This window comes from Ornithinibacillus sp. FSL M8-0202 (assembly GCF_037975285.1).
In the GTDB taxonomy this organism is placed as follows: domain Bacteria; phylum Bacillota; class Bacilli; order Bacillales; family Amphibacillaceae; genus Ornithinibacillus; species Ornithinibacillus massiliensis.
The window spans coordinates 3894059-3917620 of record NZ_CP150248.1 but is presented as its reverse complement, the minus strand read 5'-3'; the positions used below and the strand labels follow the sequence as shown (position 1 = coordinate 3917620).

General features: G+C 36.4%; 26 protein-coding genes and 1 pseudogene. 22 read left to right on the top strand and 5 right to left on the bottom strand.

Annotated features, from left to right (window positions below; genetic code table 11):
- From hflX to glnA, 4 genes are all read left to right on the top strand, one after another.
- Positions 1-1245: a GTPase HflX gene (hflX, locus tag MKY78_RS19940; protein WP_339215169.1), complete on the top strand. Its 1245-nt coding sequence runs from the start codon at positions 1-3 to the stop codon at positions 1243-1245.
- Position 1246: 1 nt separating this feature from the next.
- Complete coding sequence (locus MKY78_RS19935; RefSeq protein ID WP_339215167.1) at positions 1247-2476, top strand: methionine gamma-lyase family protein; 1230 nt, start codon at positions 1247-1249, stop codon at positions 2474-2476.
- A 106-nt stretch (positions 2477-2582) separates the two neighbouring features.
- Positions 2583-2999, top strand: coding sequence for a MerR family transcriptional regulator (locus MKY78_RS19930; RefSeq protein ID WP_339215165.1), 417 nt, complete (start codon positions 2583-2585; stop codon positions 2997-2999).
- A gap of 60 nt (positions 3000-3059) precedes the next feature.
- Positions 3060-4391 carry a type I glutamate--ammonia ligase gene (glnA, locus tag MKY78_RS19925; protein ID WP_339215163.1) on the top strand — a complete coding sequence of 444 codons (1332 nt, stop codon included), beginning with the start codon at positions 3060-3062 and terminating at the stop codon, positions 4389-4391.
- A 141-nt stretch (positions 4392-4532) separates the two neighbouring features.
- Here glnA and lexA read toward each other — a convergent pair whose 3' ends face one another.
- On the bottom strand, positions 4533-5156 hold the full coding sequence (gene lexA / locus MKY78_RS19920; protein WP_339215161.1) for a transcriptional repressor LexA: 624 nt from the start codon (positions 5154-5156) through the stop codon (positions 4533-4535).
- 271 nt (positions 5157-5427) lie between these two features.
- Here lexA and MKY78_RS19915 point away from each other — a divergent pair, with 271 nt between their 5' ends.
- From MKY78_RS19915 to MKY78_RS19875, 9 genes are all read left to right on the top strand, one after another.
- A complete protein-coding gene (locus tag MKY78_RS19915) occupies positions 5428-6087 on the top strand; it encodes a recombinase family protein (RefSeq protein WP_339215159.1) in 660 nt (219 codons plus the stop codon).
- Between the two features lie 85 nt (positions 6088-6172).
- Entirely contained in the window at positions 6173-6409 is a 237-nt protein-coding gene (locus tag MKY78_RS19910) for a DUF896 domain-containing protein (RefSeq protein WP_339215157.1), read from the top strand.
- 100 nt (positions 6410-6509) lie between these two features.
- A complete protein-coding gene (gene tkt / locus MKY78_RS19905) occupies positions 6510-8510 on the top strand; it encodes a transketolase (RefSeq protein ID WP_339215155.1) in 2001 nt (666 codons plus the stop codon).
- 320 nt (positions 8511-8830) lie between these two features.
- Positions 8831-9283: a sporulation inhibitor of replication protein SirA gene (gene sirA / locus MKY78_RS19900; protein WP_339215153.1), complete on the top strand. Its 453-nt coding sequence runs from the start codon at positions 8831-8833 to the stop codon at positions 9281-9283.
- A 51-nt stretch (positions 9284-9334) separates the two neighbouring features.
- Positions 9335-9556 carry a YneF family protein gene (locus MKY78_RS19895; protein ID WP_026907542.1) on the top strand — a complete coding sequence of 74 codons (222 nt, stop codon included), beginning with the start codon at positions 9335-9337 and terminating at the stop codon, positions 9554-9556.
- 201 nt (positions 9557-9757) lie between these two features.
- Positions 9758-10462, top strand: coding sequence for a cytochrome c biogenesis protein CcdA (locus MKY78_RS19890; RefSeq protein ID WP_339215150.1), 705 nt, complete (start codon positions 9758-9760; stop codon positions 10460-10462).
- 54 nt (positions 10463-10516) lie between these two features.
- Positions 10517-10954, top strand: a complete 438-nt coding sequence (locus MKY78_RS19885) for a Na(+)/H(+) antiporter subunit B (protein ID WP_339215149.1) — start codon at positions 10517-10519, stop codon at positions 10952-10954.
- Between the two features lie 26 nt (positions 10955-10980).
- Positions 10981-11352 carry a response regulator gene (locus tag MKY78_RS19880; protein ID WP_339215148.1) on the top strand — a complete coding sequence of 124 codons (372 nt, stop codon included), beginning with the start codon at positions 10981-10983 and terminating at the stop codon, positions 11350-11352.
- Positions 11353-11378: 26 nt separating this feature from the next.
- On the top strand, positions 11379-11858 hold the full coding sequence (locus MKY78_RS19875) for a cytochrome c biogenesis protein CcdC (RefSeq protein WP_339215146.1): 480 nt from the start codon (positions 11379-11381) through the stop codon (positions 11856-11858).
- Between the two features lie 65 nt (positions 11859-11923).
- On the opposite strand, the gene MKY78_RS19870 is transcribed toward MKY78_RS19875, so the two are convergent.
- Positions 11924-12391 carry a DUF2621 domain-containing protein gene (locus tag MKY78_RS19870; RefSeq protein ID WP_339215144.1) on the bottom strand — a complete coding sequence of 156 codons (468 nt, stop codon included), beginning with the start codon at positions 12389-12391 and terminating at the stop codon, positions 11924-11926.
- A 252-nt stretch (positions 12392-12643) separates the two neighbouring features.
- Between MKY78_RS19870 and MKY78_RS19865 the strand changes: the two genes are divergently transcribed.
- The 8 genes and pseudogenes from MKY78_RS19865 to MKY78_RS19830 all read left to right on the top strand — a co-directional run bounded on the left by MKY78_RS19865 (position 12644) and on the right by MKY78_RS19830 (position 20837).
- On the top strand, positions 12644-13759 hold the full coding sequence (locus MKY78_RS19865; protein WP_339215143.1) for an ATP-binding protein: 1116 nt from the start codon (positions 12644-12646) through the stop codon (positions 13757-13759).
- A 257-nt stretch (positions 13760-14016) separates the two neighbouring features.
- On the top strand, positions 14017-16725 hold the full coding sequence (gene acnA, locus MKY78_RS19860) for an aconitate hydratase AcnA (protein ID WP_339215142.1): 2709 nt from the start codon (positions 14017-14019) through the stop codon (positions 16723-16725).
- A 199-nt stretch (positions 16726-16924) separates the two neighbouring features.
- Complete coding sequence (locus MKY78_RS19855) at positions 16925-17518, top strand: TlpA disulfide reductase family protein (RefSeq protein ID WP_339215141.1); 594 nt, start codon at positions 16925-16927, stop codon at positions 17516-17518.
- 77 nt (positions 17519-17595) lie between these two features.
- Complete coding sequence (locus MKY78_RS19850) at positions 17596-17742, top strand: FbpB family small basic protein (protein ID WP_339217984.1); 147 nt, start codon at positions 17596-17598, stop codon at positions 17740-17742.
- A 161-nt stretch (positions 17743-17903) separates the two neighbouring features.
- Positions 17904-18129 (top strand): annotated as a pseudogene (gene tlp / locus MKY78_RS19845) (small acid-soluble spore protein Tlp).
- Positions 18130-18393: 264 nt separating this feature from the next.
- Complete coding sequence (locus tag MKY78_RS19840) at positions 18394-18819, top strand: thioesterase family protein (protein ID WP_339215139.1); 426 nt, start codon at positions 18394-18396, stop codon at positions 18817-18819.
- Complete coding sequence (locus tag MKY78_RS19835) at positions 18819-19118, top strand: hypothetical protein (RefSeq protein WP_339215137.1); 300 nt, start codon at positions 18819-18821, stop codon at positions 19116-19118. The genes MKY78_RS19840 and MKY78_RS19835 overlap by 1 nt, the downstream gene beginning before the upstream one ends.
- Positions 19119-19286: 168 nt before the next feature.
- The gene (locus tag MKY78_RS19830) at positions 19287-20837 is read left to right on the top strand and encodes an IS1182 family transposase (protein ID WP_339215136.1); all 1551 of its coding nucleotides are present in this window, start codon (positions 19287-19289) and stop codon (positions 20835-20837) included.
- Between the two features lie 84 nt (positions 20838-20921).
- On the opposite strand, the gene yidD is transcribed toward MKY78_RS19830, so the two are convergent.
- The 3 genes from yidD to plsY all read right to left on the bottom strand — a co-directional run bounded on the left by yidD (position 20922) and on the right by plsY (position 22774).
- Positions 20922-21167, bottom strand: a complete 246-nt coding sequence (gene yidD / locus MKY78_RS19825) for a membrane protein insertion efficiency factor YidD (protein WP_339215135.1) — start codon at positions 21165-21167, stop codon at positions 20922-20924.
- A 29-nt stretch (positions 21168-21196) separates the two neighbouring features.
- Positions 21197-22111 carry a GTP cyclohydrolase FolE2 gene (folE2, locus tag MKY78_RS19820; RefSeq protein ID WP_339215133.1) on the bottom strand — a complete coding sequence of 305 codons (915 nt, stop codon included), beginning with the start codon at positions 22109-22111 and terminating at the stop codon, positions 21197-21199.
- Positions 22112-22192: 81 nt separating this feature from the next.
- Entirely contained in the window at positions 22193-22774 is a 582-nt protein-coding gene (gene plsY, locus MKY78_RS19815; RefSeq protein ID WP_339215132.1) for a glycerol-3-phosphate 1-O-acyltransferase PlsY, read from the bottom strand.
- 165 nt (positions 22775-22939) lie between these two features.
- Here plsY and MKY78_RS19810 point away from each other — a divergent pair, with 165 nt between their 5' ends.
- Entirely contained in the window at positions 22940-23353 is a 414-nt protein-coding gene (locus tag MKY78_RS19810) for a CoA-binding protein (RefSeq protein WP_339215130.1), read from the top strand.
- The last annotated feature ends 209 nt before the right edge of the window (positions 23354-23562 follow it).

The following is a 23562-nucleotide window of genomic DNA, read 5'->3' as shown; positions in this document are numbered from 1 at the left end:
ATGCCCGAAGAAAAAGTGGTAGTTATCGCTGTAAAAAAGCCGCAGCTGCAGGATGATTATTTTGCGTCTTCTCTAGAAGAACTAGTATCACTTGTCGATACAGCAGGTGGTCACGTAGTAGATGTTATTACGCAAAATAGGGAACGAATTCATCCTGCTTTTTATATTGGTGAAGGTAAAATGGAGGAAATAAAGCAAAGGATAGATGAACTAGATGTTGATCTGGTAATTTCAAATGACGAATTATCTGCAGGGCAGTCACGGAATTTAAGTGATTACTTTGATAGAAGAGTAATTGACAGAAGCCAGCTAATATTAGATATTTTTGCAGCAAGAGCAAAAACAAAAGAAGGTAAGCTTCAAGTCGAATTGGCACAACTGGAATACTTATTACCGAGATTACGTGGTCAAGGTGTCCAATTATCTCGCTTGGGAGCCGGTATCGGTACACGAGGACCGGGTGAAACTAAGTTAGAGACAGACCAAAGACATATTAGAAGGCGTATTGATGACATTAAAAGGCGTTTGAAGCAAGTTGTGAAACAGCGTGATCAATATCGGAAACGTAGAAAACAAAATGAAGTGTTTCAAATTGCCATTGTCGGGTATACCAATGCTGGAAAGTCAACCCTTTTTAACCGGTTGACGAACAGCGATTCTTTAGAAGAAGATAAATTATTTGCAACACTAGACCCACTTACTCGAAAGCTGCAATTACCGTCTGGTTTGAATGTGCTATTAACCGATACGGTAGGTTTTATTCAACAGCTTCCAACGACGTTAATCGCAGCCTTTCGCTCCACCTTGGAGGAGGTCAGTGAAGCAGACTTTATTCTCCATGTTGTCGATAGTTCACATCCGGATAATGAGCAACACCAAGAAACCGTGCTCAAATTATTGGATGAGTTAGAATGTAGTACGATACCAATGCTGACTGTTTATAATAAGAAGGACTTACTAAAAGATGATTTCATTCCAAAAAATCGCCCTTATATTGTCCTTAGTGCACTAGAGAGCAGGGATTTACATCGATTAGTAAAAAAGATAGAAGAAGTATTAACGAATGAATGGGATTCTTATCGTGTTTTAGTAGAAGCGGATAAGGGTGATTTGCTAAATCGCTTTGAGCATGAGACAATTCTTTTGGAGAAAAACTTTGATGAGGAAACAGAATCATATAGCTTAAGTGGATTTATTCGTGCAGAGCATCCACTTAATGGAATAGTAAAGGAGAAAAATACGTAACATGTTAGAGAAATTCGTAGAACAAGCAGAAAAAGATATCGCAGAAATACATCGAGAGATTAATAAAACAGTAGAAATAAATCAAAAACGAGTATTGGATGCTTTTAGAAGGAATAAAGTTAGTGATAGCCACTTTAATTCTACCAGTGGCTATGGTTATGACGATATTGGACGAGACACGTTAGAATCAGTCTATGCCGATGTATTTGGTGGAGAGTCTGCAATCGTTAGACCACAATTGGTATCGGGAACACATGCCATTACAACGGTGTTATATGGGTTACTTAGACCAGGTGATGAATTAGTCTATATTACTGGTAAGCCCTATGATACATTGGAATCTGTGATTGGCATTACAGGGGAGAAGACAGGATCATTAAAGGATTTCCAGATTACATACAACGAAGTACCATTAACAGAAGAAGGTCAGATCAATTTCCCTAGAATAAAAGAAGTAATCCATGATCGTACGAAAGTGGTTGCTATCCAACGCTCTAAGGGCTACGCCGATCGCCCTTCTTTTACGATAGAAGAGATAGAAGAAATGGTACGCTTTGTCAAGGAGATTCGGGATGATCTAATCGTGTTTGTGGATAATTGTTATGGGGAATTTGTAGAAGAGAAAGAACCTCTACATGTTGGAGCAGACATCATGGCAGGTTCATTAATTAAGAATCCAGGTGGTGGAATTGTACGAGCTGGCGGATATATTGTAGGAAAAGAAGACTTAGTGACATTATGCGCATATCGTTTAACTGCTCCAGGTCTCGGGAAGGAATTAGGGGCTACTTTCCATTTACTGCAGGAAATGTATCAAGGCTTCTTTTTAGCTCCGCATGTGGTAGGAGAGGCATTAAAGGGAGCGGTCTTTACTTCCAGACTATTAGAACTGCTAGGATTTATGACAACGCCACATTACCAAGAAAAAAGAACCGATTTAATTCAGTCTGTAACATTTGAAACAGCAGAACAAATGATAGCCTTTTGCCAAGCAATCCAGCAAAACTCCCCTGTCAACTCATTTGTAACGCCATACCCTAGTGAAATGCCAGGATATGAGGATGATGTCATTATGGCTGCTGGAACATTTATTCAAGGCTCAAGTATAGAATTGTCAGCAGATGGCCCGATTCGAAAACCTTATACGGCCTTTGTACAGGGTGGACTTACGTATGCACATGTAAAGATTGCGTTAATGGAAGCTGTACAAGCTATTTTAGATAAGAAATAACGGATTGAACTTAACACACATTGTTTATGTTAAGTTTCCTAACATTCGGTTGACAGAATAACTGACATTTAATATAATAATTTTGTAGATAAGGGAGGTCATAATCATGAATGATAAGGATCGACGCTCCATGCCTTTGTTTGGAATCGGTATTGTAATGAAGCTTACCGAGTTAACCGCAAGGCAAATTCGCTACTATGAAGAAAATGATTTAATTCATCCTGAGCGAACAAAAGGGAATCAGCGACTATTCTCATTCAATGATGTAGATCGTCTACTAGAAATTAAGAATTATCTAGATAAAGGTCTAAACCTTGCAGGGATTAAATTATTACTAATTGATGAAGATTCTGATGTAGAGAAAACAGAAGAAAAGGAAAAGGCATTACCAGAAGAGAAGAAATCTGTTCTAACAGATAAGCAGCTTCGAACGATTTTAAGACAAGAAATTACCGAAGCGAATCGATATGGTAAAGCTAATCTACGACAAGGGGAACTTGCTAGATTTTTTGTGAATAGGTAGGTATAGGGGAAGTGAATTCCTATTAAATATACTGATTATAATTTAGGAGGAGAGAAATTTATGGGTTACTCGAGAGAAGAGATTGAAAGAAAAATCAAAGAAGAAAACGTTAAATTTATTCGACTTCAATTTACAGACATGTTAGGAACAATTAAAAATGTGGAAATCCCATTAAGTCAATTAGAAAAAGCGCTTGATAACAAAATGATGTTTGATGGCTCATCTATCGAAGGATTTGTACGTATTGAAGAATCTGACATGTATTTATATCCAGATTTAGATACATTTGTCGTATTCCCTTGGACGTCAGAAAAAGGAAAAGTTGCCCGTTTTATTTGTGATATTTATCGTCCTGATGGTACACCATTTGAAGGGTGCCCACGTTATAACTTAAAACGTAATTTAAAGAAAATGGAAGAGCTTGGCTTTGATGCCTTTAATATTGGAACTGAACCAGAATTTTTCCTATTTAAATTAGATGAAAAGGGAGATCCTTCTTTAGAATTAAACGACCATGGTGGATATTTTGATTTAGCACCGACTGATTTAGGGGAAAATTGCCGTCGTGATATCGTATTGGAATTAGAAGAAATGGGCTTTGAGATTGAAGCATCTCACCATGAGGTTGCTCCTGGACAACATGAAATTGACTTTAAATACTCTGATGCATTAAAACATGCGGATGATATTCAAACGTTTAAGCTAGTTGTTAAGACAATTGCTAGAAAACATAATCTTCATGCAACGTTTATGCCTAAGCCATTATTTGGAGTAAACGGTTCTGGAATGCATACGAACATGTCTCTATTTAAAGGTGGAGAAAATGCATTCTACAATCCAAGTGGAGATTTAGAATTAAGTGAAACTGCTTATCAATTTATTGCAGGTATTGTGAAGCATGCGACTGGATTTACAGCAGTAACTAATCCAACAGTTAACTCCTATAAGCGTTTAGTACCTGGCTATGAGGCACCAAGCTATGTAGCATGGTCTGCAGCAAACAGAAGCTGTCTAATGCGTATTCCAAACTCTCGTGGTTTAAGTACACGTGTTGAGGCAAGAAGTGTTGACCCAGCAGCTAATCCATATATGGCATTATCTGTTTTATTAGCAGCGGGACTTGATGGAATCCGTAACAATATGACACCACCACCTGCAGTTGATCGTAACATTTATGTTATGACAAAAGAAGAGCGTGATGAAGTTGGAATTAAAGATTTACCATCATCACTAATTGATGCATTACAAGAACTTAAAAATGATGAAGTTATTGTAGAAGCACTAGGCGAGCATCTATTTGAACATTATATCGAAGCGAAAGAGATTGAATGGGATATGTTTAGAACAAGCGTACATCCATGGGAAAGAGATCAATATTTAACTAACTACTAATAGAAAAAAACCGGTGAGTATAGGAGAATCCTCCTTGCTCACCGGTTTTTTGATAGAAATTATATTAGCTCTGCGATTATTATAAACGCATTTGCCAAGAGATGGGCAAATGCGTGTTAGTTTGTTTATTTCGATATATCGTTAATGAATATGACGATAAAGTCCAACTACTTTACCAAGAATCGATACATTCTTATAGATTAATGGCTCCATTGTTGCGTTTTCAGGCTGTAAGCGAATATAATCTTTTTCTTTAAAGAATCGCTTTACGGTTGCTTCATCATCTTCCGTCATTGCTACAACAATATCTCCATTTTGGGCCGTACTCTGTTGTTTCACTATTACCATATCACCGTCTAAAATACCGGCCTCAATCATACTTTCACCATCAATTACTAGGACAAATAGATTTTCATCCGGACCTGCAGTTGAGCTAGGGACTGGCACAAATTCTTCAATATTTTCGACAGCAGTAATAGGTATACCTGCCGTTACTTTACCAATAACGGGTGCATAGCGAGCTTCTTCCCTCGGGATATTACTTTCTTCATCCAAATCTAGTATTTCTATTGCTCGAGGTTTAGTAGGGTCCCGGCGAATAAAACCTTTGCTTTCTAATCTAGAGAGGTGCCCGTGAACAGTTGAGCTTGAGGCAAGGCCCACTGCTTCAGCAATTTCTCTAACAGATGGTGGATAACCTTTTAATCTGACTTGTTCTTTTATGTATTCCAGTATAGCTTGTTGTCTAGTTGATAATTTTGTCATCTATTAAACACCTCGCACATATTATTTATTAATGCTAGTTTACCATCGTATAGCATAGAATGCAAACATTCGTTCGAAAAAGTCGTTGACAAGATCGTATGTTCTGTTATAATAAAAATACGAACAAAGGTTCTTGTGATATAATGGAGAAGGGATGATGGAAAATGTTTGGTAAAGTAAACAAGACAGATTTATTTTATATTGTTGCTTTTGCTGTAACATTAGGTTTCTTATACTTATCATTAATTAGTGCATAATAGGAGTTAATAAATTGAATGTTATTATATACTGCAGAGTAAGTACAGATAAAAAAGTTCAGGAAACATCTTTAGCTAGACAAAAGGAAGAATTATACCAATTGGCTAATCGGTATCAATTCCATGTTGTAAAATGTATAGAGGAGCAAGCGAGTGGATATGAAGTAGAACGTGATGGCGTATTTGAAATGCTTGAAGCGTTTGAACGTGGACAAGCAGATGCTCTCCTTATTCAAGATGAAACAAGATTAGGTCGGGGAAATACAAAAGTAGCATTGTTTCATCAATTAGCGAAGTTGAATATTTCCATCTACACTGCGATACACGATGGAAAGCTTGAATTATCCGAATCAGATTCCATGGTATTACAGATTGTCGGAATAGTGGAGGAATACCAACGTAAAATTCACAATGTAAAAATAAAGCGAGGTATGAAAAAAGCAATAGAGAATGGTTATAATCCAGCTAAGAATCTGGCAAATCAGCATTTAGCTCCAGGTAGAGAGAGAAAGGAAGTACCAATCGAGGAAATCATTCGATTGCGAAATAATGGTCTTACCTTCAGTGAAATTGCAAAGACGTTAACTGGATTGGGATATTCTATCTCAAAGGCAACTGTTCATAGAAGGTACCAAGAATATCAAATAATTGATTCAGATAAGTTGAACAGGTAATATTAAAAAGCAAGAACATGTCGTGTTCTTGCTTTTTACTATTAATAATGCTAAATAAGATAGAGTTATTCTAGGAGGCTATGAGATGATTTCAAAAGAAAAATTAGATCGTATTAATGCACTGGCTAAAAAGGCAAAGACTGCAGAAGGACTGACAAAGGATGAAGAAAGGGAGAGAAAAAAACTACGAGAAGAGTATTTAGGGAATGTCCGCAACTCTTTTAAGAATCAATTGAAGACCATGACGGTAATCGACCCAGCGGGAAATGACGTGACTCCTAAAAAGTTACGAGACATGCAGGAAAGAAACCAAAAACATTAGACATAGTAATTTCGTAATAAGGAATACTAGTACTTGTTAACTATCTACAATTTACAGAAATAAGTATTACTATTCTTTTTGACCGAAAGGAGTATGACGTATGTCTACCAATATAGAGCAAATGTCCATTAATGCAATTCGCACCCTATCCATTGATGCCATAGAAAAAGCTAATTCAGGACATCCTGGATTACCGATGGGTGCTTCTCCAATGGCATATACGTTGTGGACAGATATAATGAATCACAATCCTAATAATTCTCAATGGTTTAACCGCGATCGGTTTGTGTTATCTGCTGGACATGGATCCATGCTATTGTACAGCTTATTACATTTATCGGGGTATGACGTAACAATAGAGGACTTAAAGGAGTTTCGCCAGTGGGGCTCTAGGACACCGGGTCATCCAGAAGTTCATCATACCGATGGTGTAGAAGCAACTACAGGTCCTTTAGGCCAAGGTATTGCAATGTCTGTTGGGATGGCAATGGCTGAGGCGTATTTGGCTGCTAAGTATAATAAGAGTGATATGAGCATTATAGACCATTACACCTATTGCTTAGTTGGTGATGGTGATTTAATGGAAGGAATTTCGCATGAAGCGGCTTCCCTTGCTGGCCATCTAAGGCTCGGTAAATTGATTGTATTATACGATTCTAATGATATTTCGCTAGATGGAGAATTAAACCGTTCTTTCTCGGATAATACGGAAGAACGGTTTAAAGCCTATGGTTGGCAGGTAATTCGGGTTGAGGACGGAAATGATGTAGAAGCGATTCGGATGGCATTAAAAGACGCGAGAGAAAATATCAAACAACCTACGCTAATTGAAGTGAAAACCGTTATTGGCTATGGATCTCCTAATAAATCAGCTTCTTCTGCTTCACATGGTGCTCCATTAGGGAAGGATGAGGTATTGTTAACAAAAGAATTCTATCAGTGGCAGCATAAAGAATTCCATGTTCCAGAAGAGGTATATGCTGATTTTAAAGAGAAGGTACAAATAAAAGGTGAGAAACTAGAAGCAGAATGGAATATGCTTTTGGCCACTTACCGTGATAAATATCCACAAGAGGCTAAGGAACTAGAGATGGCCATTACTGGTGAATTACCGCAAGGGTGGGCTGATAACCTTCCAGTATATGAGGTAGGAAAGTCTCTTGCGACAAGAGCTTCTTCAGGCGAGGTATTAAATGGTATTGCTAAAGCGATTCCGTATTTTCTTGGTGGTAGTGCTGACTTAGCTGGCTCTAATAAAACCACCATTACCGGAGAAGAGGACTTTACTAGAGAGAATTATAGTGGCAGAAATATATGGTTCGGAGTTCGGGAACATGCAATGGGTGCTGCACTGAATGGTATGGCACTTCACGGCGGGTTGAAGGTGTATGGCGGTACGTTCTTTGTTTTTAGTGATTACTTACGTCCAGCAATACGCTTATCCGCTATTATGAATACACCTGTTACATACGTATTTACACATGACTCGATTGCTGTTGGTGAGGACGGTCCAACACATGAACCAATTGAACATTTATCAGCGTTCCGAAGCATGCCGAACCTTTCCGTAATTCGACCGGCAGATGGAAATGAAACGAATGCTGCCTGGAGACTTGCGGTAGAATCGACAGATCAACCGACCCTTCTCGTATTAACACGACAGAACGTACCGACATTAGAAGGTACAAAGGAACATGCATATGAAGGTGTAAAACGTGGTGGATATGTTTTGCGTGATGCCAATAAAGAAATCCCTGATGCGATCTTAATTGCTTCCGGTTCCGAAGTTCAATTAGCAGTGGAAGCACAAAAAGTACTTCGTGAAGACAATATAGATGTACGAGTGGTTAGCCTTGCGTCATGGGATCGTTTTGAACGCCAAGAAGAGAATTATAAAGAAAAGGTTCTTCCTAAATCGGTTACCAAACGAATTGCAATTGAAATGGGTTCTCCACATGGCTGGGAACGTTATATTGGGCAAGAAGGGAAAGTTATTGGCATTTCTACCTTTGGTGCATCCGCAAATGGAGAAAAGTTAATCGAAGAATACGGATTTACCGTTGAAAATGTATTAAAGCATGTAAAAGATATCGTTACGTAATGGAATCGTACTAGATGGTATGATGCGTATCTAATTTAAATCAGTGCATGATACAAGCTTAGGAATTGCATAGGCTCAAACTGAAGGAGAGGCTTCAGTGAGTTCATCGATGTTCTTTCTAGGTAATAGAGAGCCAAAAGCAGAATAGCCCCGACTGAAACAACATTCGGGGCTATTTCAAAATAACATAAAAGTAGTTCCAACCCATTTTTTATCTATTAACTCATTCGACAAAACTAGTGATAATATATTTCACCGTTTGACATTCTATTTTTACTAGAAAACGTATAATAGATGAAAAAGGGGAGGGGCTATAGCAAATGAAAGAGTATACGGTATATTGGATAAAAGAAGAATTTGCTAAACACTATTACTATAAGAGTGATATTTTATATCGTTTTATCAAAGAGTATCATTTGAATCAATTCAGAAATGATTTACATATGCAATTTCATTATATTACGGAGAACTTCCCTAAGGATGCTTTAACTTCACAATTATGGAGACAGCCTAAAAACACACTTGGAAAAATTAATAGTTGCGAAATGCTAGAGCTTGGTAATAAACGGGAATTTATTACTTTACAGATTGAAGAAAAACATATAAAATTTCGTTGTGAAACATTACAGGATGCTGAAGCATTATTATTTCCTACTTTGAGACGGTTTCATCCATATTTATTCATTATAAATAGCGAATATGAAAATTATGGTTGGATATCGCCTGCAAAGACAATTACAGCGTATAATAATGATCAAGTATTGTATTCTTAGGACTGTTTTACTATACTGTATAAGAGACAACACGAAGGAGGAAACGGATAGATGGACGTAATTTGGGTCGTATTAATTGCTATAGCAGCTTTAATTGCTGGTGTTGCTCTTGGATTTTTTATTGCTAGAAAGTATATGATGAGCTATTTGAAAAAGAATCCACCTATTAATGAGCAAATGCTACGCACGTTAATGATGCAAATGGGCCAAAAGCCTTCACAGAAGAAAATCAATCAAATGATGCGTGCAATGAATAATCAAATGGATAAATAGCATACTGCAATCATGTTACAAAATCATGTATACATTGCACAAAGATACCCCGTACTATGCCTAGTAGGGGTTTTTTCATATGATAGGAAACCATTTAAGAGTTTTGCCAATAGGATATCCACCTAATTGTCAAATTCCTGATGCATAAATTGGTCAACCATCTGATATAATGAATGGCAGAAGTAAACTAGGAGGCTAAGTATGTCTGAAATAAATATTTTTCTTGCATTTGGTGCTGGATTTCTCTCTTTTATTTCTCCATGTGTATTGCCACTTTACCCGGCATTTTTATCATACATAACAGGAATGAGTGTTAGTGAAATAAAAGATGACCATAAAATGTTAAATCGTAATAGTATTCTTCATACGATATGCTTTTTAATTGGATTTTCTAGTATTTTTATTATTTTTGGATTTGTCACTTCCTCTATAGCTAAATTTCTTTTGGTTTATCAGGATATAATAAGACAAGCGGGAGCATTATTAATCATCTTTTTTGGGCTGATAATTGTTGGTTTCTTAAATTTCAAGTTTTTAATGAAGGATAGGAAAATAACCTTTAAAAACCGTCCGCCAGGATTTTTAGGTTCTGTCTTAATTGGGTTTGCCTTTTCATTAGGATGGACACCTTGTACAGGCCCAATTCTAGGAGTTGTATTTACATTAACTGCTAACGATCCTAGTAAGGGGATGGTGATGATGATTGCGTATATTTTAGGTTTTTCAATCCCATTCCTTGTCCTTTCCTTCTTTATCGGAAAATTAGGTTGGATTAAACGGAATAGCCATAAGTTAGTTAAAGTCGGTGGGTACATTATGATCGCTTTAGGTATTGCTCTATTTTTCGATTGGATGACGAAGCTTACGGCTTTCTTAGCTGGGTGGATAGGTTTCAATGGATTTTAACGGTAAACTATATTATTATAATACCTATAGATTCTACATAAGGAAGTGTTATTTTTGAGCAAACCCAATAATCTAATTTTGCAAACTGCAACTGCACTTATTGCCTTTTTACTGCTAGGGTTTTCTGTATATTTGTTTTTTGCAGGTCATAACTCTCCAGGTGGTGGATTTATTGGCGGCCTAGTTACAGCAGCAGCTGTAGTATTACTATACATGGCATATGGTATTGATTTTGTAAACAAAATATTGCCAATTAACTTTCGAGCGCTGATTTCAGTCGGGTTGTTAGTTGCATTCTTAACAGGTGTAGGTTCATTCTTATTTGATGTTCCATTTTTATCACATACATTTGGTTACTTTGAATTTCCAGTATTCGGCGAAGTGGAACTAGCGACAGCAATGTTGTTTGACTTGGGAGTGTATTTAACAGTAGTAGGTGTAACCGTAACAATTATTATAAATATAGCAAATGATACACAAGCAGAAGTTTGATTTTATATAATTGGGGGATTTGTTAAATGGCAAGAATATTGGTAGTTGATGATGCTAAATTTATGCGCACGACTCTTCAATCGATTCTAACCAAGGATAACCATGATGTTGTAGGGGAAGCAGAGAATGGGAAGGAAGCAATATCGCTTTACTTAAAGGAAAAACCAGATTTAGTTATTATGGATATTACCATGCCGATCATGAATGGTATCGAAGCTATCAAAGAAATAATGAAGATTGATTCGAATGCTTCTATCCTTGTTTGCTCAGCGATGGGGCATCAGAAAGTGGTTGTAGAAGCGATAGAATTAGGGGCAAAAGACTTTATCGTAAAACCATTCGATGAACACCGTGTGTTGGAGACGGTAAATCGCGTATTATCACATATTACAAGCTAATCTATACACCGGGAAAGAGTGTTACTATGTTTTGGATAATAGCAAGTACTGTTGTAGCATTTATAATGGCTTCTGTCATGATAGTTGTTCGCTTAAAAGCATCCAGGAAGCCCGCTTCTGTAAAAAGAATCATTTTACCACCTTTGTTTATGAGTACAGGGGCATTGATGTTTCTTTTCCCAGAATTTCAGATAAAGTGGATTCAAGTAGTAGAGGCCCTTACGGTTGGGGTTGTTTTCTCGATTTTTCTCATTAAAACCTCTAACTTTGAAATTCGAAATGATAGAATATATTTGATTCCTTCCAAAGCCTTCATATTTATTTTAGTTGGCTTACTGATAGTTAGATTAGTGTTAAAGATTGCATTAGGAGGAACAATCACGTTAGGAGAAACTAGCGGTATGTTTTTCTTATTGGCTTTTGGCATGCTTGGTAGCTGGAGACTAGCGATGTTATATAAGTATAAACAATTAGAAAAAGAATTAAAGGTGCCTTCATCTTCTTGAGGGCACCTTACTTATTCGAACGTATTGTTCATCAACATCTAATTCTCTGGCACTTCACACTATACTTATTGGCTTTTCTTATAATTAGCTTGCCAGTTCGCTCTATAATCCTCTTTAGATCGCTTAAATAGATGTTCATAAGGGGATACGTCTATTTGTTTTTCTTTTAATTTTTTTCGTAAGAATTTATGATCTCGCTTTGGTGTTGCAAGGATATATCCTTCGATGATAACATCCTGATTAATTTTATTCATCCCTTGTTCAAGGGCCACTTGCCCTATTTTACTAGCAATTTTTTGCCTAGCTACATCTCGGAATAATTCAGGGACAGGGGAGACCAATTCCTCAAGTAGATCTTTCTCTTCCTGATTCCACATATGCTTTGACTTCTCTATAAAATGAAGCTCCCAATCCATCATAGATTTTCCATCTTCTTTTGGAAGCTGTTTTAAGAATTTGCGGAACATAAAGTATCCACCGATTGCCATAAATCCAATCATAAAAAATCCCCAAAACACTATAATATATGACATAATATCCACCTTTTTCCTTCATTTTACTTTACTATCGTATCAAAATTTAGTTGAATTATAGGTAACAGTTATGTAATTTTCACTACTAAGCGCTAAAATTCTGATAAACTTATTACTTTTAATAATTATCTATGCTAATATTATTATAATTATAGTTTACTTTTTAAACAACTTTCATATTTGGATATATATCAACATATAGTATAGTAAGCTTGTTAGATTGTAAGAATTTGTAGTAAAGGGGCGGATCCAATGGAGAAAGAAACAAATAAGGACAGTATAGAGCAAAATTCAGCAGTGGTAATCAGCCCTTTTGAAAGCGTATTATCAGAATCGGATAGTATTCATATGTTACCGGAATTTATCACAGAATGGATAGAGCAAAATAGTAATGAGTTTTTTTCTTTATGGGATAGTAGAGGTATAGGTCTATACTTTTCAAAATCGATTGAGCATATACTCGGTTTAAAACCTAGAGAATTAGTAGGTAAATCTTATCAGAATTTTATACTTCCTGAAGATGTTGCATACATAAAGAAGGATTTTAATCAAGAAACGTTTACAAATCAAACCTTTAATGTACATATCGTTAATTATGATCAAAAATACATATGGTGTGAAGTGAAAGTTGGAAAAATCACTGACCCAACTACTGGAGAGCATCTCTATATTTGCACGACAAGAGATATTACAGAAAAAAAAGAAACCGAGGAAATGATGATTCGCTCAGAAAAAATGTCTATTGCCGGTCAACTAGCAGCTGGTATTGCACATGAAATTCGAAATCCGCTAACATCGATTAAAGGCTTTCTTCAATTACTACAGGCTGGGGTAAATCGCAAAGATGTCTATTATAAGATTATGATCGATGAGATTGAAAAGATGGAAACTATTACATCGGAGCTGTTGTTTATTTCCAAACCGCTTACGGATAATAAGAAGCAAGAATCTATCTTACAGATGATCAAAGATGTAATGGAATTACTTAAACCCCAAGCTAATCTAAAAAATATATTAATAGAGATCATCGGGGATGAACAATTTATCTATTGTGATAAATCCCAGATAAAACAAGTACTAATCAATATTATTAAGAATGCTATTGAGGCAATGGAGGAAGCTGGCAAGATTACGGTAATTCTAAAGGATATGGCTGATGAGATTACGATTGACATAGTCGATGAGGGTCCAGGCATAGATGAAGAGGTTATCCATAAGCTAGGCGAACCATTTTTTACTACTAAACAGCAAGGTACTGGACTAGGATTAATGATTACAAAGCAATTACTGGAAAGACATAATGCGAAGTTAGAAATCTTACAAAATGAAATTAAAGGCAGTACATTTCGGATTATTTTCCCAAAATAGGACTCATTATTACTGCTATTGATATAATTAAGTAGGAAATTAATTCGAACTTGTGTATAAGTAATGCTTATCACCTTGAATAAGATTTTTGTATAGTAAATCGAGTATGAAACAATTGTTTTATACTCGATTTTCATTTAAGATGAGTATGTAAGAAAACTAATAGACTTTGGAAGCGCTTATGTGTAATTGAAATGATGTTTTCTTAGTAGCTGTTCCAAATCTAGAGAATTCCGTGTTGAAAGGGGTTTATGAAAATGGGGGAGAATAGTATCTTCAATGCAAAGAAGAAATTCGAACTTAATGGTAAGTCTTATAACTACTATCAGCTGAAAGCACTAGAAGAATCTGGCTTAGGCAAAATTGATAGATTACCATTTTCTATTCGTGTTCTTCTAGAATCTCTCGTACGTCAATATGATGGCCGTGTAATTAATGATGATCATGTAAAAGGATTAGTAAAATGGGGAACAAAAGATGGTAAAGGGGTAGATGTCCCTTTTAAACCTTCACGTGTTATCCTACAAGATTTCACAGGAGTACCTGCAGTAGTTGACTTAGCTTCTCTACGTAAAGCGATGGTAGATTTAGGTGGAAAGCCTGAACAAATTAATCCAGAGGTACCGGTTGATTTAGTAATTGACCACTCTGTTCAAGTCGACCAATATGGTTCTCCAAGTGCACTACAAGCCAATATGGATTTAGAATTCAAACGTAATGGTGAGCGCTATGAGTTCTTACATTGGGCTCAAAAAGCATTTGATAACTATCGTGCTGTACCACCAGCAACAGGTATTGTTCACCAAGTAAACTTAGAGTACATTGCCAATGTAGTTCATGAAGTGGAAAATGGAAATGGTGAGTATGATGCATTTCCTGATACATTAGTAGGGACTGACTCACATACTACTATGATTAACGGACTAGGTGTACTAGGCTGGGGTGTAGGTGGTATTGAAGCAGAAGCAGGTATGCTTGGCCAACCATCATACTTCCCACAACCAGAAGTAATTGGTGTTAAATTTACTGGCAGCTTCCCACAAGGAACTACCGCTACAGACTTAGCGCTTAAAGTTACACAAGTACTACGTGAGCGTAATGTAGTTGGTAAATTTGTAGAATACTTTGGACCAGGTCTAAAAGATATGCCGCTTGCAGACCGTGCTACTATTTCTAACATGGCTCCAGAATATGGTGCTACTTGTGGATTCTTCCCAGTGGATGAAGAAGCACTTAACTACCTACGCTTAACTGGACGTAGTGAAGAGCATATTAAATTAGTTGAAAAATATTGTAAAGAAAATGACCTATGGTACTCACCTGAAGTAAAAGATCCTGAATACACTGAGGTTGTTGAAATTAACTTATCAGAATTAGAACCAAACCTTTCTGGTCCTAAACGTCCACAAGACTTGATTCCTCTTTCTAAAATGAAAGAAGAATTCAATAAGGCAATTACGGCACCACAAGGTAACCAAGGCTTTGGACTAGATAAATCAGAGTTTGATAAAGAAGTAACCATTAAGCTTTCTAATGGTAAAGAAACCGTGATGAAAACCGGTTCTATTGCAATCGCAGCAATCACTTCTTGTACCAATACATCCAACCCATATGTTATGTTAGGTGCTGGTTTACTTGCTAAGAAAGCCGTTGAAAAAGGGTTAGAAGTACCGGCTTATGTAAAAACTTCTCTAGCTCCAGGTTCAAAAGTTGTAACGCGTTACTTAGAAGATGCTGGTTTAATGCCTTACCTAGATAAATTAGGATTTAGCCTAGTTGGGTATGGTTGTACAACATGTATCGGTAACTCAGGACCACTTTTACCTGAAATTGAAGAAGCAATTGCAAGCAATGACTTAACGGTTGCATCTGTATTATCTGGTAACCGTAACTTTGAAGGTCGTATCCATCCATTAGTGAAAGCAAACTACCTAGCTTCACCACCATTAGTAGTTGCTTATGCACTTGCTGGTACAGTAGATGTCGACTTAGCTAAAGATGCTATCGGTACAGATGCAGATGGCGAACCAATTTATTTAAATGATATTTGGCCATCCATGGAAGAAATTAAGAACGAGGTTAATCGTGTTGTTAATCCAGAAATCTTCCGTAAAGAGTATGAGAATGTATTCAACTCTAACGAGAAGTGGAACGAAATCAATACAACTGATGAACCATTATTCGAGTGGGATGAAGATTCTACTTACATTCAAAACCCTCCATTCTTTGAAGGGTTATCGAAAAATGCAGGTACTGTAAAACCATTAAACAACCTACGTGTTATTGGTAAATTTGGTGACTCGGTAACGACTGACCATATTTCACCTGCTGGAGCAATTGCAAAAGATATGCCTGCAGGACTTTACTTACAAGAAAAAGGAGTTTCACCAAGAAACTTCAACTCTTATGGTTCCCGTCGTGGTAATCATGAAGTCATGATGCGTGGTACATTTGCGAATATCCGTATTCGTAACCAAATTGCGCCAGGTACTGAAGGTGGTTATACAACCTACTGGCCAACAGGCGAAATCATGCCAATCTATGATGCAGCGATGAAGTATCAAGAAGAAGGTACTGGGTTAGTTATTTTAGCCGGCAAAGATTATGGTATGGGATCTTCTCGTGACTGGGCAGCGAAAGGTACTAACCTTTTAGGTATTAAGATGGTTATTGCGGAAAGCTTTGAGCGTATTCACCGTTCTAACCTAGTTATGATGGGAGTACTTCCACTAGAATTTGAAAAAGGTCAAAATGCTGAAAAATTAGGTCTAACAGGTAAAGAAACATTCAATTTAGAAATTGGTGAAGATGTTAAGCCTCATGACCTTGTAAAGGTTACTGCTACAGATGAAAATGGTAAAACAACTGAATTCAAAGCTGTAGTACGCTTCGATAGTGAAGTTGAAATTGACTACTACCGTCATGGTGGTATCCTACAAATGGTATTACGTAATAAACTAGCGTAATAATCAAGTAAACGAGCTCCTTTTGGGGCTCGTTTTTACATGGAAAAAATCTTTTATATGTCAAATAATTCCGTATGAGATTGTTGTATTTGTGAAATCTCTTTGACAGATAGGTTTATTTCTTTATTATTTTAGCTAAGATTGTATACTATAAGCATAGATAACAGAGATGGAATACATAACGTTGGGAGTTTAACTAATGATAAAAAAGTTTGTAGGTATTACAATCTTACTAGCACTAGGTATTGCGTTAGTCATTAACGTATTGGATTTAACTAATAAAAAAACATCTGGTCCTAATTTAGTCGATGTAACAGGTGACACGTCAGTTGAAGGTGAAATGATCGTATCTCCTGGTGCTAACGGCTTAAATGTGGGAGATCAGGCACCAGAATTTGAATTACCGTTATTAAATGGTGATGTCGTAAAACTCTCAGATTTAAAGGGCAAAAAGGTACTAATTAACTTCTGGGCTACGTGGTGTCCACCTTGTAAAGAGGAAATGCCTGAAATGCAGCGTTTGTACGAAGAATATGGAGATGATATTACGATTATAGCTATTAATGCTACCGGTTCAGAACGTAATGAGTCTGCTGTTCGCGATTTTATTGATGAATATGGCTACACCTTTCCAGTAGCAATTGACAAGAATAACGATACGACAGATAATTATATGGCCTACACGATTCCAACGTCCTATTTTATTGGTACGGATGGTGTTATACAAGTGCCGCGTAAAGTCGGTCCAATGACATATGATTTTATGGTGGAAATGATGAATTCCTTAAACTAAAGGATTATATTTTTCTAAAAATTATTATATAAACCAACAGAAATGGTAATACTTCTATTAAAAAGGGAGTGATTACCATTTCTTTAAAAAAACGACGTTCATTTGAAGAATTGGTTCAAGCGAATAGACAGCAAATACTAGATGATAAAGAAATCTTGGACCGAATAGAGCAAAACCTAGAAAAGAGAGCTAGAGATTTATTATCAAAACGAAAAGAAGCATAGTTATTTGTATCAAGTACTTCAGACCTCCACTATGTGTAGCGAATTTGTTACATAGGGTGGAGTTTTTTCATGTTGTGCTTATTGTTTTCTTGAATAGTTATAGTAGAAAATCAAACAATAACATTGCCTATGGCAATCGAATATTACAAGGAGGAAAGAATATGACGGAAAAACATCAAACACCAAAGCCGGATGATCGCAGTGATAATGTAGAGAAACTACAAGATATGGTTCAAAACACGATTCAAAACATCGAGGAAGCGCATGAAACCATGCAATTGTGCTTCAGGTGAGGAAAAGCAGAACATCATCGAAAAAAATAAACGTCGAGAAGAAGCAATTGAGGGCTTCCGCTCTGAAATTCAAGATGAAGCGCATGATCGTTAGCCATGAGGATATTTGTGAAGTCGTTTGGTTAAAAGCCTGATAACTATAGCTGTCCTTATTCTATCTTCTCAATGATATGGATTACGGATATGCCACTAATCTATAATTTAGTTAATATATTAAACCGAACTATTATGAAATCGAACAGAATGGTATAGTAGTTCGGTTTTCCCTTTAGGAATTAGGATCTTGTGAAGCCTCTTTATTTATGTTTCAACCAATGTATATGCTAAACTAAACATACATAATAAGGGAGGACTTCAATTGAATAAAGTAAAAATACCAATCGAAGTAAGATATCAAGAAACCGATCAAATGGGAGTAGTGTACCATGCTAATTACCTAGTTTGGTTCGAAATTGGACGGACCAAATTTATCGAGCACTTAGGACTAAGCTATGTAGAAATGGAAAAAAATAATGTAGTTTCTCCTGTCTTGGATGCACAAGTTTCTTTTAAAAAACCTGTTCGTTACGGTGATAACGTATTTGTAGAGACATGGATTGAAAAATATGATGGACTAAGAACGGTGTATGGCTACCAAATTATTGATGAAGAAGGGGAAATAAGGGTAACGGGAACGACAAAACACGTTATCGTGAAAAAGGATAACTTTAGACCCATTTCTTTAAAAAAAGCTTTTCCTAAATGGCATGAGCGTTATATGCAGAGTATAGAAGGGGAACAGTGATGGCGTTTGGTTTGAATAGAGAAGAATTAATAGAATGGAAACGAAAAGTGGAAAATGGCGAAATTGCTATTTTAACCCATTATTGGTTAGATGATCGTTTTCCAGGTTGTACAAGTGTAACGAAAGTAGGGTGCAAAGACGTTGAGAAGTTAATAGAGTGGGGCAACCAATATCATCTCAATCCTAAATATATCCACCTTGATGAAAGATACCCTCACTTCGACCTATTTGGTCAAAGGCAAAAAGAGGTATTAATCCAAGAGGGTAAATGGGATCATATAACCAAATTTGATTTATAAAAAGAGGCTGGGACAAAACCCCAGTAAATAATTAAAGACGTAGCGCTAACCATTTAAAATGGTAAGTGCTACGTCTTTTTTAATATTCTTACTCTTTTTAGTAAACAAAAAGGACACCCTCTGATAAAATTAAAGTAACCACACAATAACCTATCAGGAGGTATCCCTATGTTCAAACATTATACCATGAATCAAGTTGTTTTGCCGATAGATTTAGAAATGAAATTACAAGAAAATGATGTTGCTTACGCTGTTAATGATGTGGTGGAGAGTATTCCAGCCGAAGCATTTGATTTCTTTTTACGTGAGACTGGTTATCCAGCATATCACCCTCGAATGATGATGAAAATTATTCTTTGTGCTTACACGCAATCTGTTTTTTCTGGCAGGAAGATAGAGAGCTTACTTACAGACAGTATCCGTATGATGTGGCTTGCCCAAGGTTATGAACCGAGTTATCGTACCATCAATCGTTTCCGTGTTCATCCAGAAGTAAAAGAATTACTACGTCAATGCTTCGTACAATTTCGCTGTCAATTGGTTCAAGAAAAATTAATTGAAGAAGAAGCAATATTTATCGACGGAACGAAAATTGAAGCGAATGCCAATAAGTTTACCTTCGTTTGGCGAAAATCGGTGGAAAAATATAGTGCTAATTTGGTGGAAAAGTCTAACCAAATGTATGATGAGTTATTAAAAAAAGAAATTATTCCAGAGATAGAACGGGAAAGTTCCGATGAACTTTCTACAAAGTTAGATGAAAAGGTAGAAGAATTTGATAAGAAGATTGAATCAACCGAAGAGGTAAGCCTACGTAAACAGCTTCGCTCTGAACGTAAGGTACCTAAGCAATATCGTAAGCATTTTAAGGATTACCTGGAGCGAAAACAAAACTATCAAAATGACATGGAAATCTTTGGAGAACGAAATAGTTATTCGAAGACAGATCACGATGCCACGTTTATGCGTATGAAAGATGATTATATGAAGAATGGGCAACTGAAGGCAGGTTATAATGTGCAACTTGCGACAGAAGGACAGTATGCCCTCGCCTATGATGTCTTTCCAAATCCAACAGATACACGCACGTTCATTCCTTTTCTAGATACGATTGAGAAAAGCTTTTTCAAGTTGCCAAAATATATTGTCGCTGATGCAGGTTATGGTAGTGAACAAAATTATGAGGATGTCATGAATCAACGAGAACGCACGCCGCTCGTTACCTTTAATCAATATCGAACGGAGAAGAAAAAGAAAGTTAAGAATGATCCTTTCAACATAGCCAATTGGCAATATAGCGAAGAAGAGGATTCATTTACTTGTCCAAATAATAAAACACTACCATTCCGATACACTTCCACCCGAACTGACAAATACGGTTTTACACGTACGTTCAAAGTTTATGAATGTGAAGACTGTACTGGTTGTCCATTACGTTCCTTGTGTACAAAAGCAAAGGATGGAAACAATCGAAAAGTTTTCTACAACGAGAAATGGGAACAGCAAAAAGAATACATAAGAGAGCAGCTTTCGAATCAAGAAACTGGTGAAATCTATGGGAAACGTAAAATTGACGTAGAGCCAGTCTTCGGATTTTTGAAGGCTAATTTGCGCTTCACTCGAATGTCAGTGAGGGGCAAATCCAAAGTAGAAAATGAATTAGGATTTGCGTTAATGGCGGTGAATCTAAGGAAGTACACCGCCTCTAAAGCGAGTTAACTTAAAAAAAATGACAATAGCCTAATGAAAATGGTTCCAATCATCCAAAAACGATGATCGGAACCATTTTTTTATTATTCTTGGCTAGTTATGTCCCAGCCCCTTTTTCTTTTGCTTTTTTTCTGGTACATAGTCCACTCCACCAGGATGAAACGGATGGCATTTACTTATTCGTTTAATTGTTAAGTATCCGCCTTTTATTGCCCCATGCTTCCGTATTGCCTCAAGTCCATATTCGGAACAGCTTGGATAAAACCGACAAGTAGATGGTGTAAAGGGACTAATGGCACTACGATAAAACTTAATAAGGCCTATAAATAGATATTTCATATACGAACCTTCTTTAAAAGGAGTTAATATTATTTATTGAAGCGTATAGTTGCAATGGCATCATGCATATGGATCGATTCTTCATTTTGACAGGATACCTTAAATCCTGTCACATAAGGTAATTCGTATAAATCAGCAGCTACTAATCTCGCCATGTCCTCAACAAATCGGGGATTTTCATACGCTTCCTCGGTTACCATTTTTTCATCTGGTCGCTTCAATATAGGGTGTAATCTAGCACTTGCATTACTTTCAGCAGCCTCTAATAAAGCAAGCTTCCAATCCTCTTCTAAATCAGTGAAATCATCGGAGAGTGATACCTCCATCCTTACATTTCCACGTTGGTTATGGGCACTGTATTCACTAATTTCTTTTGAACAAGGACAAAGTGTTGTAATCAGGACAGACATGCCAACATTCATGAGATATCCACTATCCTGATTGTAGGAAACCTCCATCGTTAAGTCGGCATGATTTAACCCCGCTATACCGGTACTAGGTCCTTTGCGTTCATAAAACCAAGGAAATTGTATCGTTATCTTCGCATCTTTTTGACCTAATCGTTCAGCAAGCTCTTTCGTGAATTCCTTTAACATGGAAAAATCAGCATGAAATCCATTTACACTATAGGCAGCTAATTGCTCCATAAACCGACTCATATTCGTACCTTTACTTGATTGTTGGATACTGGATGTAAAGGTAAATGATGCAACACTTGTTTGTGAATGTGGTGCAGTAGCACTGTCGATTATAATAGGGTATTTCACATTCGTAATACCAACTTCATCAAGCTCAAATAAAAAGTCTTTTTGTATATTTTGTAAATCAGCCATTTTTTCTTTTTCAACTGGCTTGTGCTTCGGGCCAGGTTTTACAGTTCCAAATAGTTTATGTCTTTCTTCTTTTGTAGGTAATGTTTTACGCGGTATGTTGTTTGAATTCATGACTATTTCCCTTTCTAGTGCAAGACTTGTCTCTGTCCAAAGTATAAGACAAGTATTCATTCGATTTCAATTATACCGCTTTTACATCCACTTAATTTTAGGCTCGGTTTTATTTATAATTCGTTTTATATTTGCTAAATGTCGATAAATAACAAATAGAGTCAATACAGCAATTACAATCATTAGACCAATATCCCCAAAGAAAATAGAAACAATAAAGGATACTAGACCAGTAATCATAGAAGAAAGTGAAACATATTTTGAGATTTTTAATGTCACTAGAAATGTCAACACCATCACACCAAATAGAATTGGATTGACACCTAATATAATCCCACCTGATGTTGCGACAGCTTTACCACCTTTAAAACGAGCAAAAAGCGGGTAAGTGTGACCTATTACAGCAAAGATCCCAATCGCTAGCCTATATACATCCGCATCAAAAAATAAAGGAATGAGAGTAGCTAGAGTACCTTTTAAAATGTCTGCTGCTGTAACAATAATCCCAGCTTTTACTCCTAGTACACGAAATGTATTCGTTCCGCCAAGGTTTCCACTACCATGTTCGCGAATGTCAATTTTATAGCCAAGTTTACCTACAATAAGTGCTGATGGAATGGAACCTAAAAGATACGCAATTATTGCAAATAGAACATATTCCATTTAACTTCCTACTTTCTTCTTTAAAATTATATATATAGTTTATCATGAACTATTAATATTAGGTACTAAATTATGAAAGATAAATAAAATCTTAACACAAAAGATGTTTTTACTTACATGATAAACTAATAATAAGTATAATCGAAATGAAAGGAGTTACCAAATATGCAGAATCCTAGTAATGATGTTATACGCGAAATATTAGAATCAGCTAAAACGATTGCGGTAGTTGGATTATCTGATAATCCCGAAAGAACATCCTATCAGATTGCAAAAATAATGCAAGAAGTAGGGTACCGCATTATTCCTGTTAACCCTACAGTTGACGAAGTATTAGGGGAAAAATCCTATGATTCCTTATTAGATATAAAGGAACCAATTGATATTATTAATATATTTAGAAGACCAGAATTTTTGCCTGAAATAGCGAAGGAAGCTCAAGAAACGGATTGTAAGGTTTTCTGGGCTCAGCAAGGAATTACCAATGAAGAAGCATATGATTATTTAACCGAAAAAGGGTTTACTGTAATCATGGATCTATGTATAAAAGTTGCACATGCTGTATTAGTTAAAAAGTAAAGATACGGAGCATCAAGAAGTTAACATAGCTTAATCCGAACTATTGGCAATTCTTCTATAAGGATTGCCAATAGTTCGGTTTTTTTATGCTGACCGCTAATACCAGATCAAATGCACTTATAGACAAGAATGACCTTGACTATGCTATTTAGTGGATAAGATATAGTGAAAAAACATGATAAAATAGCTATCATTATAGAACTTCTATA

Coding starts and splice junctions, on each gene's coding strand:
- hflX (WP_339215169.1), top strand. CDS start 1: ATGCCCGAAGAAAAAGTGGTAGTTATCGCTGTAAAAAAGCCGCAGCTG.
- MKY78_RS19935 (WP_339215167.1), top strand. CDS start 1,247: ATGTTAGAGAAATTCGTAGAACAAGCAGAAAAAGATATCGCAGAAATA.
- MKY78_RS19930 (WP_339215165.1), top strand. CDS start 2,583: ATGAATGATAAGGATCGACGCTCCATGCCTTTGTTTGGAATCGGTATT.
- glnA (WP_339215163.1), top strand. CDS start 3,060: ATGGGTTACTCGAGAGAAGAGATTGAAAGAAAAATCAAAGAAGAAAAC.
- lexA (WP_339215161.1), bottom strand. CDS start 5,156: ATGACAAAATTATCAACTAGACAACAAGCTATACTGGAATACATAAAA.
- MKY78_RS19910 (WP_339215157.1), top strand. CDS start 6,173: ATGATTTCAAAAGAAAAATTAGATCGTATTAATGCACTGGCTAAAAAG.
- tkt (WP_339215155.1), top strand. CDS start 6,510: ATGTCTACCAATATAGAGCAAATGTCCATTAATGCAATTCGCACCCTA.
- sirA (WP_339215153.1), top strand. CDS start 8,831: ATGAAAGAGTATACGGTATATTGGATAAAAGAAGAATTTGCTAAACAC.
- MKY78_RS19895 (WP_026907542.1), top strand. CDS start 9,335: ATGGACGTAATTTGGGTCGTATTAATTGCTATAGCAGCTTTAATTGCT.
- MKY78_RS19890 (WP_339215150.1), top strand. CDS start 9,758: ATGTCTGAAATAAATATTTTTCTTGCATTTGGTGCTGGATTTCTCTCT.
- MKY78_RS19880 (WP_339215148.1), top strand. CDS start 10,981: ATGGCAAGAATATTGGTAGTTGATGATGCTAAATTTATGCGCACGACT.
- MKY78_RS19875 (WP_339215146.1), top strand. CDS start 11,379: ATGTTTTGGATAATAGCAAGTACTGTTGTAGCATTTATAATGGCTTCT.
- MKY78_RS19870 (WP_339215144.1), bottom strand. CDS start 12,391: ATGTCATATATTATAGTGTTTTGGGGATTTTTTATGATTGGATTTATG.
- MKY78_RS19865 (WP_339215143.1), top strand. CDS start 12,644: ATGGAGAAAGAAACAAATAAGGACAGTATAGAGCAAAATTCAGCAGTG.
- acnA (WP_339215142.1), top strand. CDS start 14,017: ATGGGGGAGAATAGTATCTTCAATGCAAAGAAGAAATTCGAACTTAAT.
- MKY78_RS19855 (WP_339215141.1), top strand. CDS start 16,925: ATGATAAAAAAGTTTGTAGGTATTACAATCTTACTAGCACTAGGTATT.
- MKY78_RS19835 (WP_339215137.1), top strand. CDS start 18,819: ATGGCGTTTGGTTTGAATAGAGAAGAATTAATAGAATGGAAACGAAAA.
- MKY78_RS19830 (WP_339215136.1), top strand. CDS start 19,287: ATGTTCAAACATTATACCATGAATCAAGTTGTTTTGCCGATAGATTTA.
- yidD (WP_339215135.1), bottom strand. CDS start 21,167: ATGAAATATCTATTTATAGGCCTTATTAAGTTTTATCGTAGTGCCATT.
- folE2 (WP_339215133.1), bottom strand. CDS start 22,111: ATGAATTCAAACAACATACCGCGTAAAACATTACCTACAAAAGAAGAA.
- plsY (WP_339215132.1), bottom strand. CDS start 22,774: ATGGAATATGTTCTATTTGCAATAATTGCGTATCTTTTAGGTTCCATT.
- MKY78_RS19810 (WP_339215130.1), top strand. CDS start 22,940: ATGCAGAATCCTAGTAATGATGTTATACGCGAAATATTAGAATCAGCT.